General features: G+C 33.6%; 13 protein-coding genes. 2 read left to right on the forward strand and 11 right to left on the reverse strand.

Annotated elements, in window-relative coordinates; genetic code table 11:
- Nucleotides 1-491 precede the first annotated feature (491 nt).
- The 6 genes from J3U00_RS07325 to murA form a co-directional block, all read right to left on the reverse strand.
- On the reverse strand, nucleotides 492-1,562 hold the full coding sequence (locus J3U00_RS07325) for an acyltransferase family protein (protein ID WP_267332039.1): 1,071 nt from the start codon (nucleotides 1,560-1,562) through the stop codon (nucleotides 492-494).
- Between the two features lie 147 nt (nucleotides 1,563-1,709).
- The gene (locus J3U00_RS07330) at nucleotides 1,710-1,961 is read right to left on the reverse strand and encodes a GNAT family N-acetyltransferase (RefSeq protein WP_065734913.1); all 252 of its coding nucleotides are present in this window, start codon (nucleotides 1,959-1,961) and stop codon (nucleotides 1,710-1,712) included.
- A gap of 175 nt (nucleotides 1,962-2,136) precedes the next feature.
- A complete protein-coding gene (pfkA, locus tag J3U00_RS07335) occupies nucleotides 2,137-3,099 on the reverse strand; it encodes a 6-phosphofructokinase (RefSeq protein WP_065562788.1) in 963 nt (320 codons plus the stop codon).
- Between the two features lie 76 nt (nucleotides 3,100-3,175).
- Entirely contained in the window at nucleotides 3,176-4,090 is a 915-nt protein-coding gene (locus J3U00_RS07340) for a cation diffusion facilitator family transporter (RefSeq protein WP_267332040.1), read from the reverse strand.
- An 11-nt stretch (nucleotides 4,091-4,101) separates the two neighbouring features.
- Nucleotides 4,102-4,677 carry a DJ-1 family glyoxalase III gene (locus J3U00_RS07345; RefSeq protein ID WP_267332041.1) on the reverse strand — a complete coding sequence of 192 codons (576 nt, stop codon included), beginning with the start codon at nucleotides 4,675-4,677 and terminating at the stop codon, nucleotides 4,102-4,104.
- Nucleotides 4,678-4,729: 52 nt separating this feature from the next.
- Nucleotides 4,730-5,983, reverse strand: coding sequence for a UDP-N-acetylglucosamine 1-carboxyvinyltransferase (gene murA, locus J3U00_RS07350; RefSeq protein ID WP_267332042.1), 1,254 nt, complete (start codon nucleotides 5,981-5,983; stop codon nucleotides 4,730-4,732).
- 363 nt (nucleotides 5,984-6,346) lie between these two features.
- On the opposite strand from murA, the gene J3U00_RS07355 reads away from it, so the two are divergent.
- Nucleotides 6,347-7,405: an FAD-binding protein gene (locus tag J3U00_RS07355; RefSeq protein WP_267332043.1), complete on the forward strand. Its 1,059-nt coding sequence runs from the start codon at nucleotides 6,347-6,349 to the stop codon at nucleotides 7,403-7,405.
- A gap of 44 nt (nucleotides 7,406-7,449) precedes the next feature.
- Nucleotides 7,450-8,109 carry a carbonate dehydratase gene (gene can, locus J3U00_RS07360; protein ID WP_065562862.1) on the forward strand — a complete coding sequence of 220 codons (660 nt, stop codon included), beginning with the start codon at nucleotides 7,450-7,452 and terminating at the stop codon, nucleotides 8,107-8,109.
- Nucleotides 8,110-8,111: 2 nt separating this feature from the next.
- Here the strand turns inward: can and nrdG are convergent, their stop codons facing one another.
- The 5 genes from nrdG to trxA form a co-directional block, all read right to left on the reverse strand.
- Nucleotides 8,112-8,576, reverse strand: a complete 465-nt coding sequence (nrdG, locus tag J3U00_RS07365) for an anaerobic ribonucleoside-triphosphate reductase-activating protein (RefSeq protein ID WP_065562863.1) — start codon at nucleotides 8,574-8,576, stop codon at nucleotides 8,112-8,114.
- An 18-nt stretch (nucleotides 8,577-8,594) separates the two neighbouring features.
- Entirely contained in the window at nucleotides 8,595-10,730 is a 2,136-nt protein-coding gene (gene nrdD / locus J3U00_RS07370; RefSeq protein WP_065562864.1) for an anaerobic ribonucleoside-triphosphate reductase, read from the reverse strand.
- Between the two features lie 376 nt (nucleotides 10,731-11,106).
- A complete protein-coding gene (gene gndA / locus J3U00_RS07375; RefSeq protein ID WP_267332044.1) occupies nucleotides 11,107-12,522 on the reverse strand; it encodes an NADP-dependent phosphogluconate dehydrogenase in 1,416 nt (471 codons plus the stop codon).
- A 164-nt stretch (nucleotides 12,523-12,686) separates the two neighbouring features.
- Nucleotides 12,687-13,949 (reverse strand): transcription termination factor Rho, encoded by a 1,263-nt coding sequence (gene rho, locus J3U00_RS07380; protein WP_034883026.1) that lies wholly within the window; start codon nucleotides 13,947-13,949, stop codon nucleotides 12,687-12,689.
- Nucleotides 13,950-14,273: 324 nt separating this feature from the next.
- Nucleotides 14,274-14,600, reverse strand: coding sequence for a thioredoxin TrxA (gene trxA, locus J3U00_RS07385; protein WP_065734920.1), 327 nt, complete (start codon nucleotides 14,598-14,600; stop codon nucleotides 14,274-14,276).
- Between the last annotated feature and the right edge of the window lie 69 nt (nucleotides 14,601-14,669).

Raw genomic sequence — 14,669 nt, forward strand, 5'->3', positions numbered from 1 at the left:
GTGTCACTTATCAAGACTTAATTTTTTGAGTCCGTAGACTTTTAATTTTTCGTCTCGCAAGTGCCCACACAGATTGTCTGTTTCTACTTTTTAAAGAGCTGACAGCTTTAAGTTAACTTCACAATTTCTTGCTTCAGTTTGCTGTCTCAAGGGCTGCGTATACTACGCTACACCTTTTTATTCGTCAAGATCTTTTTTCAAAATTTTTGATCGTGTTCACCAACTTCATTATCGCCTGCTTTCGCTGACGCCGTGTCAGTGGATGCGCATTATAGGCACTTCTTTTTTTTTGGCAAGTGAAAAATCACACTTAGAATTCCGTTTGTTTTTTATTTGTTCAGCAGCAATATTGATATACTCTAGATAAAGCAAAAATTGTTACTATAAAAATTCGAAAAATCAAAATGTTGCTTCAAGATACATATTGTTATATGTTTTGAACCATAAAAACACATAATTTCTATCAAGTATTCGTTTAACTATCATAAATATTAACGATTACCACCAATCAAATATTTTGCTTTATCTTTGAATACTAATTTAATGGTATACGCAACAAGAACACTTATAGTTAATGTACATATTAAAAAGCTAATAGCACCAAGTGATGCTAATTCACCATTATCTGTTTTGATAATGTATCCAAAAGGTGAGTTCAGTAACTGTGCTTCTAAAAGGATTACGATAATTTCATGAACAAAATAGATGGGAAAACTAACATTTGCCATAAAAGAAAAAAACTTAAATGTTTTACTTTCATTATTTTTATGGTTCAAGCTATCCAAAAAATAAAGTGCTAAAATAAATAAAATAATCTTTTGTAATGTATCGTAATAAAGTTTTTCAACACAAAGATGATCAACATAGCGATAAGCAAATGGAATAAAAAAGCATAAACAAAAAAAGAAAATCACCAAAACTAAATTATCTTTAACTAGTTTCATAATTTTTTCATAATTTTGCTTTATCATCATTCCCGTCAAATAAACAGGTCCATAATGCAATAAATTTAGCAATGGCTGAGTATAATCAGGCTTCGTGAACATGACTACCCAGAACATCGAAACTAACCCTACGATAATCAAACTTTTTTTTGACCATTTATATAATAAAGGGCTAATTGCGAAAATGATGATAATCATCGGCATAAACCATAATGGCAAAAGCTGGGTTCCGGTCAACATCATTTTAATGATTGAAGTACTCGAACTTGGTTCCGTTAGCGAAAATATAGGTAAACTGGATAGATATTGGTAATGAAAATATAGGAAACAAAATATCGATACAGAAATATATGGGCAAACTACTGTTTTAAACTTAGATAAATAATACGCTTTTACATTATATTTATAAGTTAAATGTTGAAATAAAAACCCCGCAATTAATACAAAAAATGTTGTGAAATTAAAAGCAAATAAATTTAAAAAAGAAAATAAATAACTATTAGCAATTAAATGGCTATTTTTAAATACACCTAAACAATGGCTAAAAACAATCATAATGATGGCTACGCCACGCAATACATGAATAGAATGAATTTTTTGGGGTTTGACTATTGCCATTTCAGTTATCAAAACATAACAAAGAAAATTTGCTATACATTAGCACAAAATTTCAAGATAAAAACTAGTATTATTTTAGAAAATGCACAAAATATTTCTTGACAAATTTCTGAAAAAATTACAAATATTTATCAAATATAAACACAATTAGTTGTCTAGCTTACTCGCAGCAAAAGAACATAAAGGTATGATTTCACGTTTTTCTTGCTTTAATGTTTTTATCACAAGCTCAAGTAACTTATCTGCTATTCCTTGTCCACGATAATTAGGATCTGTATAAGTATGATTGATGGTTGCTTTATCTTGCCCAATTCGAGTAAATGTCATTTCTGCTATTTCTTGATTATTGTCATTACACACATAGAAACGATCGTTATCTTGCTTATATTGTAATGTCATAAAATTCCTCAATTAGTATGATTTTCATCGAAATTAATTAAATAAGAAAAGAAAAATTTGTTGGAATTTATTAAAAAAATAGTTTTAAACTTATAAAGTGAATAATTGATAAACCAAAATCAAACCATAGTATATCAATTATCCACATCTTATTAGATTATCAATGGAGCAATATTTAGAATAAACGTTTCGCTGTATTGTAAAGATCCATATCAAATGGTCTTTTCATATTATTGATAGCATCAATGATATCATGATGAACCAATTTACCATTTTGAATTCCGACACAACGTCCAGCATGACCATCAATGAGTAATTCAACCGCATAAGCCCCCATACGTGAACCTAAAATTCGATCATAAGGTACAGGTGAACCACCGCGTTGTACATGGCCTAGGATAGTTGCTCGCGTTTCATGATGTACTGCTGCTTCAATATCTTTTGCTAATTGGTTTACATCACACATATGTTCAGTAACAGTGACAATTGCATGTTTTTTACCTTTAGCAAAACCTAATTTTATCTCTTCAATTAAGTCTTCTTTAGTATAAGAAACTTCAGGAATGATCATAAATTCACAACCGCCAGCTACTGAAGCACTTAATGTCAAATCACCACAATCTCGCCCCATAACCTCAATTACAGAAATTCGGTGATGTGAAGAACAAGTGTCTCTCAATCTATCTATAGATTCAACAACTGTACTTAATGCAGTAAAATAACCAATCGTGTAATCAGTTCCTCGGATATCATTATCAATGGTGCCAGGTAAACCAATACATGGAAAACCTTCTTCAGTTAATCGCATCGCACCCATATATGAACCATCACCACCGATAACCACTAAAGCATCAATTTGATGTTTCTTTAAATTAGCAATCCCTTTTTTTCTAATTTCTTGATCTTTAAATTCAGGAAATCGAGCTGATCCTAAAAATGTTCCACCTCGGGTAATGATATCTGAAACACTAGAACGATCTAACTTGACAATGCGATCTTCACAAAGCCCCAAGTAACCATCATAGATACCGAAAACCTCTAAGCCTTCAGTTAACGCAGTTCTCACAACTCCACGAATAGCTGCATTCATCCCTGGCGCATCACCACCACTGGTTAAAATACCTATTTTTTTTATCATAAAAAATAACTCCAATTTATAAACCTTTGGCTATTATAAGGTCATAATAATTAACTAACAATATAAAGTTTAGAAGCTATTTTGAATAGTTTTTCAGCTGATTTGTTTCAAGAGGAACAACAGAAATCGGATCTTGATGGATAATCACTGTTGCTGGAGCAAATTCTCTAGAGATATGTTTTTCGATTGCATCAGCAACTGCATGAGCTTTTATTAATGGCATATCATCATCTAATTCAAGATGTAGTTGTATAAACTTCACCGGGCCTGCTTGTCTAGTTTTCAAATCATGAAAACCACGCACATTTGAATAAGAAGAGACAATTTCACTAATTCTTTGGTTATCACTTTCAGGTAAAGCCTTATCTAATAAGTCTTGAATTGCACTATAGGCTATTTTACAAGCATTATAAAAAATATATAACGCAATAAAGAATGCAAAACAGGCATCAGCATACGTAATACCATACCAGCTTAAAAATAGTGCAATAATAACTGCAATATTCATAAACAAATCTGATGAGTAATGCAACATATCTGCTTGAATCGCTTTACTATTTGTCTGTTTTATCACATGCTTTTGATATAAAACTAATGTGGCAGTCACAACAACCGAAATCATAGATACGATAATACCGAATAAAGGGAACTCTATTGCAGTTGGATGAATAATAGATTTAATACTTGATAATAATAAAATGGTCGCCGAACCAATAATAAAAGCACTTTGTGCTAATGCGGCTAATGATTCAGCTTTTCCATGACCGAAAGTATGATCATCATCAGCAGGTTTTAATGCATAACGGACTAAGAAAAAGTTAAGCCCAGATGCAAGCAAATCAATACTTGAATCCAACAGTGATGCAAATAAACTCATTGAGCCAGTGAACCAGCACGTAATTAACTTAATAATGATAAGGAAAATAGAAATTAAAACTGCACTCAATGTCGCCTTTTTAATTAATTTTTCATACAAATGTGATTTTGACATTTGTTACCTATTTATTGGTAGGATTCTATCCCTTGTGGAAGCACCAATTGCGCAGCTACTTCGGCTGCAATCTTTTTGTCTAATAAAACTTCAATAATTTTTAAAGCAAAATCAATTGAAGTTGCAGGGCCTTGACTAGTAATAACTCTATTTTGAACATCAAAATAAACTCTACCCGATTTCCAATTTTTTATAGCATCTTTGGTTGATGGATAACCCGTCATATATGCATTAGGGAATAAATTATGATGTTGAAAAACCATCGCTGGAGTTGCACAAATAGCTGCAATAACAACCCCGGCTTGATGAGCTTGCTTTAATTTTTCAATTAATTGTTGAGAGTCTCGAAAGTTTTCAGCTCCAACTAATCCACCAGGTAAAATAATCGCATCAAAATGAATATCGCTAACTTCAGAAAACGTTTTTTGAGTTAGGATAGTGACACCGCGAGAACATTGAACTATTTTATCTTCAGTAATACTTGCATAGGTAACTTTAATTCCAGCACGTGTCAACAAATCAATTGTTGTCACTGCTTCAGTTTCCTCACAGCCATTTGATAAAAAAACTAATGCTTGCTTTGTCATATTACACCCCTTCCTATCAACTAACTGTCTTTACAAAATGTTAAAAATTGAACTATTTAACACGTTCAATGTTAGCGCCTAATTTTCTCAGCTTATTTTCAATATTATCATAACCACGATCGATATGGTAAATACGATCAACAATTGTTGAACCTTCAGCTATACATCCAGCCAAAACTAGACTCGCAGAAGCACGTAAATCAGTTGCCATTACTTGAGTTCCACTAAGTTTCTCAACGCCATGAGTAATCAGAGTATTACCTTCGATTTCGCCATGAGCTCCCATACGAATAAGTTCTGGTACATGCATAAAACGATTTTCAAAAATTGTTTCTTTGATAATTCCAGTGCCTTCTGCCACCATGTTTAATAATGAAAATTGGGCTTGCATATCAGTTGGAAAACCTGGGTGAGGTGCAGTATGAATATTAACGGCTTTTGCTCGTTTACCTTGCATATCTAAACAAATCCAATCTTCGCCAGTTTCAATATTAGCTCCCGCTTCCTTCAATTTTGATAATACAGCATCAAGTAAGCTTGGATCAGTTTTACGACAAGTTATTTTGCCGCGTGAAATAGCTGCAGCAACTAAAAATGTTCCAGTTTCAATACGATCAGAAACGACTGAGTGTACACCACCACCAAGACTAGCAACACCTTCAATTTCAATGCGCATAGTACCGGCACCAGTGATTTTAGCGCCTAACATATTTAAAAATTTTGCGGTATCAACTATTTCTGGCTCACACGCTGCATTTTCAATTATCGTTTTACCTTCAGCTAGAGTTGCTGCACACATAATAGTAACTGTAGCACCAACACTAACCTTATCCATTACAATATGAGCGCCTTTTAAACGACCATCAACTGTAGCTTTAACATACCCCTCATCTAAAGTAATTGTCGCACCTAATTGTTGTAGTCCAGTAATATGTAGGTCTACTGGCCTTGCACCTATTGCACATCCACCTGGTAATGAAACTTGCCCTTGACCAAATCGAGCAACAAGAGGACCTAGAGCCCAAATTGAAGCTCGCATCGTTTTTACAAGTTCATAAGGCGCACAATAGTTATCAATCTGACCTGCATCAAGATGAATAGAACCATTCCGTTGATATTTCACGCCTAATTGCTCAAGAAGTTCCAGTGTAGTATCAATATCTTTTAACTTGGGAACATTTTGTAATTCAACTGGTTTTTCAGCCAAAATTGCAGCAAATAAAATAGGTAGCGCCGCATTTTTAGCGCCAGAAATGACAACTTCTCCATTTAAAGAAGTTGGGCCTGTAACTTGAAACTTTTCCATTGTTAACTCTTATTCATTTTAAATGGCGATTATTATAAAAGTTATTCACTAATAGATAAATGAATTTTATCAAAATATGGTGACTATATTTGTCATCACCAATCCATAACAAAATAATTTCAATTATTTATTATCAATAAATAATTTGTTATCCCATACAAAATCAGATAAATATTAAATAAAAAATTCTTAATTTTGTTTTTAAATCAACTAGTAAGAAGTATAAATAGGTTTCAAAAACCCCGTTCCTCAACTTTTTTTACTAAAATTGATTAATTTCCTTATTTTCCTATTCACTACAATTTTATCGAAGTATGGTAAAATAGATAATATTCAATCTTATAAATCAAACAATACAATAATATGGATTACGATATTGCTATCATTGGACTTGGACCTGCAGGTAGTACCCTCGCACGTCTACTTAACCCATCTTTTAAAATTATTGCATTAGATAAAAAGCATCAAGCTGGTAATGAGGGTTTTCATAAACCTTGTGGTGGATTATTAGCAGATGACGCTCAAAAAGCATTTGTGCGACAAAAGTTAAATTTACCTACTGATATATTGACTGATCCACAAATTTTTAGCGTTAAAACGATCGATCTTCAATCCAAACTTATTCGTAATTATCAACGTAGTTATGTTAGTTTTGACCGACATAAATTTGACCTATGGTTAAAATCATTAATTCCCAACACTGTCAATGTTTTACATAACACACTATGTAAAGAAATCAGAAGAGTAATCGATGGATATCAAGTTACTTACATCGATGAAAATAAAATCGAACACAAAATTACGGCTAAATATGTAGTTGGTGCAGATGGCGCTAACTCGATTGTTAGACGAATGCGTTATCCTCATCATTCCATCAGACAATATGTTGCTATTCAACAATGGTTTACTGAAAAACATCAACGTCCTTTTAATACATGTATTTTTGATAATCAATCAACAAATTGTTATGCGTGGAGTATTTCTAAAGATGGATATTTCATTTTTGGCGGTGCTTTCCCGAAAAAAACAGCGAATCAACACTTTGAATCGTTGAAAGAAAAGCTAACAAAGCAAGGGTTTATTTTTGGAGAACCGTTAAAAACTGAAAAATGTCTTGTGGTTTATCCAAATCGCTTCCAAGATTTTTATACAGGCAATGAAAATATCTTTTTAATCGGTGAAGCAGCAGGTTTCATAAGCGCAAGCTCATTAGAAGGTATTAGTTATGCGCTTGATAGCGCAGAGATTTTAAGCAAGATATTAAATAGTGGTATAGCAAAACCAAATAAGCGTTATTATCAAAAAACAATTCTATTACGCTTAAAGCTTTATAGCAAAATTATCAAGGCTAAAATACTGACTACACCATTGTGGCGTAAATTAATTATGAAAAGTAAAATTCAACATATCAAAACAATTTAATTTATAAAAAATGAAATAATGAAATATAACAAGGAAAAGACATTATGTTTGATGTCAACGATCTAATTCGCTTTAATCATGAATGGTCAGAAAAGATAGCACAGGAAGATCCTGAATTCTTTAAACAGCTCGCGGTTGCGCAAAATCCTAAATTTTTGTGGATCGGTTGTTCCGATAGTCGCGTTCCAGCAGAAAAGCTTATCAAACTAAAACCGGGTGAAATGTTTGTTCATCGAAACGTTGGCAACCAAGTGATTCATACGGATCTAAATTGCCTTTCAGTTGTCCAATACGCAGTTGATGTACTTAAAATCGAAGATATTATTGTTTGTGGTCATTTAGATTGTGGTGGTATCCGTGCCGCAGTTGAAAATCCCGATTTGGGCCTAGTTAATAATTGGCTACTTCATATCCGTGATTTATGGTTTCGCAACAGTTCTTTACTTGGTAAGTTTCCTGCTGATATTAGAATGGATATTTTATGTGAACTCAATGTAATTGAACAAATCTATAATTTAGGGCATTCGACCATTATTCAAGCAGCATGGCAACGTGGTCAAAAGGTTAATTTACATGGTTGGGTTTATGGAATCGATAATGGAAAAATTACAGATTTGCATATTACATCATCAAGTAGTGAAAATCTCGAAATCAACTATCGTGAAGCGATTTCTTATCTGTTAAATCTGCATAAATTACAATAAATTTATTTGAATCGATGGATAATTTGATTACTGCTACCTCGCCATAATAGTTTAGGATCAGCGAGATCTTGTACAAATTTTCCATCAATCAAGACATCAATATAAGGCACTACAGATTGCTGTTCATCGGTTAATTCATTAAGTTTATAACCTGTCCATAACCAAATATCCTTATTATCACATTCGGCTTTTACTCGTTTAACTAATTTCAAAATGGTTGGCACATTTTTAGGGTGTAAAGGATCACCACCAGAAAGTGATAATCCTTGGCGTTTTATTTCGGTATCTTGTAAATCTTTAATGATTTGATCTTCAAGTGATTGTGTAAATGGCTTACCAGAGTTTATTCCCCATGTGCTTTTGTTATAGCAGCCAGGACATTGATGTACACAACCTGCTACAAAAAGTGTACAACGAGTCCCTTCGCCATTAACAACATCAACAGGATAATAACGATGATAATTCATAATAACAAAATTAATTTTTTAGCCTATTTGGCCATTATCCAAATGTTTAACTCGACGTTTTACTTCTTCTTGCTTACCGGCATTAAATGGACGAGCATCAGGACTTCCTAAATAACCACAAACACGGCGAGTCACAGAAACTTTTGACGAATCATGGTTACCACAACTAGGGCAAACAAATCCTTTGCTAGTACATGAAAACTCACCGGTATAACCGCATTCATAACATTCGTCAATCGGGGTATTAGTGCCATAATAAGGTACACGAGTGTAGCTGTAATCCCAGACATCCTCTAATGCTTTAACATTATTAATCATGTTAGGATACTCGCCATAACAAATAAATCCGCCACTTGCTACTGCTGGATAAGGTTTTTCAAACTCAATTTTTTCATATGGGTTAACCTTTTTCTCAACATCGAGGTGGAAACTATTCGTATAATAACCTTTATCTGTTACTCCAGGAATAATACCAAATTCAGCTGTATCTAAACGGCAGAATCGGTCACATAAATTTTCACTTGGTGTACTATATAAGCTAAATCCATAGCCTGTTTCTTTCTTCCATTGGTCAACAGCTTTAGCTAAGTGTTCAACTATTGCTATACCTTTTTTGCGTAAAGTTTCACTGTCAAATGGATGGGTTTGGTTTCCGTATAGTGCATTTAGTGTTTCATGTAGACCAATATAACCTAATGAAATTGACGCACGGCCATTTTTAAAGATTTCAGAAACACTATCATCTTCTTTCAATCGAACGCCACACGCCCCTTCCATATATAAAATCGGAGCAACACGTGCTTTTACTCCATCAAGGCGAGCAATACGCGTCATCAATGCTTTTTTACAAAGATTTAAACGTTTATCTAAAATTTCCCAAAAACGTGCTTCATCACCTTTTGCTTCAATTGCAATACGAGGTAAATTAAGGCTAATTACACCTAAATTGTTACGGCCGTCATGAATTTGTTGTCCGTCTTCTTCATAAACACCTAAAAAGCTTCGGCATCCCATTGGTGTTTTGAATGATCCAGTTACCTCAACAACTTTATCGTAATTTAAAATATCTGGATACATACGTTTACTAGCACACTCTAACGCCAATTGTTTAATATCATAATTAGCATCACCTTGTTTATGGTTAATACCATCTTTAATAGCAAAAACAAGTTTTGGAAATACTGCTGTTTTATGATTTTTTCCTAACCCTTTTATACGCACTTTTAAAATTGATTCTTGGATAAGTCGTGATTCCCAACTGGTTCCTAAACCAAAACCAAAAGTAACAAAAGGCGTTTGTCCATTTGCAGTATGAAGTGTATTAACTTCATACTCTAAAGATTGAAATGCATCATAACACTCTTTTTGCGTACGGCTTTCTGCATACGCTTCAGGATTTGGAATATCCCACTCTTCTGCAACTTTTTTATGCTTTTGATAACTGATAGTCACAAATTTTGCTAGAATTTCATCAATTCGATTAATGGTTGTACCACCATAAATATGACTAGCGACTTGTGCGATGATTTGAGCGGTTACCGCAGTTGCAGTTGCAATAGATTTAGGTGGCTCAATTTCAGCATTACCCATCTTAAAACCGTTTGTTAACATCCCGTCTAAATCAATTAACATACAGTTGAACATTGGGAAAAATGGCGCATAATCGAGATCATGATAATGAATTTCACCACAATCATGTGCACGAGAAATATCTTTAGGTAACAAATATTGTTTAGCATAATGTCTTGCAACAATACCCGCTAATAGATCTCGTTGAGTTGGAATAACTTTACTATCTTTATTCGCATTTTCGTTCAAAATAGCAACGTTACTTTGTTCTATTAAGCCACGAATATCTTGATTCAAACGGCTACGTTCTTCACGCGCGCGATCACGATCATGTCGGTATTCAATATAAGTTCTTGCCAATTTTTTATAAGGCCCTGACATAAGTTGATTTTCAACGACATTTTGAATTTCATTGATATCAACACTTTCACGATCCATCATTTGATTGGTCACAACGCGAGCAACGGAGGCACAATAGTCTGGGTCATTAACATTGGCCGCAACAGCTGCTCTTATAATAGCGTCTTTAATACGAACCTCATTAAATGCAGTTTGACAGCCATCACGTTTGATTACTACGGGCATATATACTCCTCAATATTCATTAATAGTTAGTGCTTGGCATGAGTTTTATATCAACCTTAATAGTTGTTGTGGCTATTCAAAACTATTGATTTTTTATTAAAATATAGGCCTTTTGATATAAACTCGGATTTTCACATCGCTTTAGAAAACACTATATGTAGTAAATATTAGTAAATTATACACCATATATTGTGTTTTTCTAGTTTATTTAAAAAATAAATTTGCTTGACAAGGCCAACGCTAATAATTGCAAGTCTTTCGATGATTAATTTGAGAAAAATTTGGGTAGATTGGATATAAAAGATGGATAAATTTTGTATGAGTGCAACTGATTTTGCACTCATACATCGAATACAACAACAGATCTTAATCAGAATTAAGATTCAATATTTAACCAATCAGTATGGAACACACCTTCTTTATCGATACGTTTATAGGTATGAGCACCAAAATAGTCTCTCTGAGCCTGAATTAAATTAGCAGGTAGCACAGCTGAACGATAGCTATCATAATATGCTATTGCTGCCGACAAAGTAGGAACAGGAATACCTTGCGAAACCGCTAGACAAATAACATCACGTAATGATTGTTGATAAGCCTCAACCGTTTTACGAAAATATGGTGCTAACAGTAAGTTATCAATATTGTTATTTTCAGTATAAGCATCAGTAATTTTTTGTAAAAATTGCGCTCTAATAATACATCCTGCTCTAAAAATCTTTGCAATTTCACCATAATTTAATTGCCAATTATAATGTTCTGATGCAGCTTTTAACTGTGCAAATCCTTGCGCATAAGAGATAATTTTACCCATATAAAGTGCTTTACGTACTTTTTCAATTAAAGTTTGTTTATCTCCTGTAAAAGCTACTTTTTCCGGCCCTTTAAGCACTTTTGATGCAGCTAATCGCTGATCTTTAATCGCTGAAATATAACGAGCGAATACAGATTCAGTAATCAAAGATAAAGGTTCACCTAAATCTAATGCGCTTTGGCTTGTCCATTTACCCGTTCCCTTATTACCAGCAGCATCAAGAATCATATCAACCAAATAATCGCCATTTTCATCTTTATATTTAAAAATGTCCGCTGTTATCTCAGTTAAATAGCTGTCTAATTCGCCTTTATTCCAATCAGCAAACACATCGGCAAGCTCATCATTTGTTAAACCAACAACATGTTTTAGTACACTATAGCTCTCTGCAATTAATTGCATGTCACCATATTCAATTCCATTGTGCGCCATTTTAACGTAATGTCCTGCTCCATCAGGGCCGATATAAGCCACACATGGTTCACCATTCGCTTTAGCCGCTATTTTTTCTAAAATCGGAGCAACTAACTCATATGCCTCTTTTTGACCACCAGGCATAATTGAAGGTCCTTTTAATGCACCTTCTTCACCTCCAGAAACACCGGCTCCTATAAAATTAAAGCCTTCATCGGATAACATTTTATTACGACGAATAGTATCTTCAAAGAAAGCATTACCACCATCAATAATGATATCCCCTTTATCTAATAAAGGTCTCAGCTCATCAATTACGGCATCTGTTCCTTTACCTGCTTGCACCATAATTAATATACGCCGTGGTTTTTCTAATGAGTTAACAAAATCTTCAATACTATAATAAGGAACCAATCGTTTATCAGAATGTTCAGCCATTACTTGTTCTGTCTTATCTTTAGAACGATTATAAATTGATACTGAAAATCCTCGACTTTCGATATTAAGTGCAAGGTTTCGCCCCATAACGGCCATTCCAATAACACCGATTTGCTGTTTAGACATAATTTGGCTCCTTTATTTAATCTCTATAACCTTAACAAGGTTTGGTACTGTTACCTTAACGCTTATTAACAATATAAGTTATATATTGCCATAAAAAAACCGTATCAATACATAATACGGCTTTTTTTCATTATTTTAATTAAAATGCTTTGGAATTAAGCGAATTATGAACGCTTCATCATTTCAAAAAACTCATCATTAGTTTTTGTCATGGCAAGTTTATCAATTAAGAATTCCATTGCATCAATTTCACCCATTGGGTTGAGGATTTTACGCAAAATCCACATTTTTTGTAGTTCATCAGGTGAAGTCATTAGATCTTCTTTACGCGTACCTGAACGATTAAAGTCAATAGCAGGGAATACACGTCGCTCAGCAATTTTACGTGATAAGTGAACTTCCATATTACCCGTACCTTTGAACTCTTCGTAAATGACTTCATCCATTTTAGAACCAGTATCAATTAAAGCAGTAGCAATAATTGTTAAACTACCGCCCTCTTCTACATTACGTGCAGCACCAAAAAAACGTTTAGGGCGATGTAACGCGTTAGCATCAACACCACCAGTCAATACTTTCCCTGATGATGGAATAACGGTATTGTACGCACGAGCTAAACGAGTGATTGAGTCTAATAAAATAATGACATCTTTTTTATGTTCAACTAAACGTTTTGCGCGCTCAATTACCATTTCAGCGACTTGAACATGTCTTGCTGCTGGTTCGTCAAACGTAGAAGCTACAACTTCACCTTTAACTAAACGTTGCATTTCAGTAACTTCTTCTGGTCGTTCATCAATCATCAATACGACTAATTCACATTCTGGATGATTTACCGCTAAGCTTTGTGCAATGTTTTGTAATAACATTGTTTTACCCGCTTTTGGCGGAGCAACAATTAAACCACGTTGACCTTTACCAATTGGTGAAGCTAAATCAAGTACTCTTGCGGTAATATCTTCTGTAGAACCATTACCTCGCTCCATACGTAAGCGAGAATTAGGATGTAAAGGCGTTAAATTTTCAAAAAGGATTTTATTGCGAGCGTCTTCAGGTTTATCGTGATTAACTTCATTTACTTTTAATAAAGCAAAATATCTCTCACCTTCTTTCGGCGGTCTAATTTTGCCGGCAATGGTATCACCAGTTCTTAAATTGAATCGTCTAATTTGACTAGGTGAGACATATATATCGTCAGGTCCAGCCAAATAAGAACTATCTGCAGAACGCAAAAATCCAAAGCCGTCTTGCAAAATTTCAAGTACACCATCGCCAAAAATATCTTCACCACTTTTAGCGTGTTGTTTTAATATTGCAAAAATAATATCTTGTTTTCTAAGACGGGCAAGATTCTCAAGCCCCATTTTTTTCTCACCAAGCGCTACAAGCTCGGAAACGGAAGTGTTTTTTAATTCAGTTAAATTCATAGTTTATAAATTCTTGAGGATAAAATTGATATGTTTACAATTACTGCTATTTTTGTATATTTCTTTCATTTACTTATAAAAAATTTTCTTTCTAGCAATATATAAAATTAATTTATTAATCAGCTTTTTCGATGATAATTATGTATTTGGGCATTGAATTTTAACCACTTTATCAAGAAAAACAATGGATTGCTGAAAGGGGTTTATGTAAGAAATTAGCAATTTACACTAAAATTATAGGTATGTCTATACTTAATTACGATTTTTGGGAATAAAAAATAATAAGCGTTATAAAACGCTTATTATTTATATTTTTTCAATTAATTAAAGCTGTGGATCAATAAATGCTTTAAGTTGTGCTTTTGATAACGCACCTACTTGAGTGGCAACAACTTGACCATTTTTAAAAATTAATAGGGTTGGAATACCTCTAATCCCAAATTTTGGGGCAATATTCGGATTTTGTTCAACATTTAATTTGGCGATAATAATTTTATCAGCATATTCTGGAGCTATTTCTTCCAAAATCGGGGCAACCATTTTACAAGGTCCACACCACTCAGCCCAAAAGTCAACCAATACTGGTTTAGTTGATTCGCTTATTACTTTATCAAATGTAGCTTCAGAAAGTGCAACAATGTTATCACTCATTTAATTATCTCCTAGAAAATTTGTCTAAAAATATATTAGGATATTTTCATACCTACCGCTAGTAATTAT

Origin of the sequence: Gilliamella sp. B3127 (genome assembly GCF_026536935.1) — a bacterium.
In the GTDB taxonomy this organism is placed as follows: Bacteria; Pseudomonadota; Gammaproteobacteria; order Enterobacterales; family Orbaceae; genus Gilliamella; species Gilliamella apicola_E.

Bases quoted from the DNA above. Each gene is read 5' to 3' on its own strand.
- J3U00_RS07325 (WP_267332039.1), bottom strand. From the start codon at position 1,562: ATGGCAATAGTCAAACCCCAAAAAATTCATTCTATTCATGTATTGCGT.
- J3U00_RS07330 (WP_065734913.1), bottom strand. From the start codon at position 1,961: ATGACATTACAATATAAGCAAGATAACGATCGTTTCTATGTGTGTAAT.
- pfkA (WP_065562788.1), bottom strand. From the start codon at position 3,099: ATGATAAAAAAAATAGGTATTTTAACCAGTGGTGGTGATGCGCCAGGG.
- J3U00_RS07340 (WP_267332040.1), bottom strand. From the start codon at position 4,090: ATGTCAAAATCACATTTGTATGAAAAATTAATTAAAAAGGCGACATTG.
- J3U00_RS07345 (WP_267332041.1), bottom strand. From the start codon at position 4,677: ATGACAAAGCAAGCATTAGTTTTTTTATCAAATGGCTGTGAGGAAACT.
- murA (WP_267332042.1), bottom strand. From the start codon at position 5,983: ATGGAAAAGTTTCAAGTTACAGGCCCAACTTCTTTAAATGGAGAAGTT.
- J3U00_RS07355 (WP_267332043.1), top strand. From the start codon at position 6,347: ATGGATTACGATATTGCTATCATTGGACTTGGACCTGCAGGTAGTACC.
- can (WP_065562862.1), top strand. From the start codon at position 7,450: ATGTTTGATGTCAACGATCTAATTCGCTTTAATCATGAATGGTCAGAA.
- nrdG (WP_065562863.1), bottom strand. From the start codon at position 8,576: ATGAATTATCATCGTTATTATCCTGTTGATGTTGTTAATGGCGAAGGG.
- nrdD (WP_065562864.1), bottom strand. From the start codon at position 10,730: ATGCCCGTAGTAATCAAACGTGATGGCTGTCAAACTGCATTTAATGAG.
- gndA (WP_267332044.1), bottom strand. From the start codon at position 12,522: ATGTCTAAACAGCAAATCGGTGTTATTGGAATGGCCGTTATGGGGCGA.
- rho (WP_034883026.1), bottom strand. From the start codon at position 13,949: ATGAATTTAACTGAATTAAAAAACACTTCCGTTTCCGAGCTTGTAGCG.
- trxA (WP_065734920.1), bottom strand. From the start codon at position 14,600: ATGAGTGATAACATTGTTGCACTTTCTGAAGCTACATTTGATAAAGTA.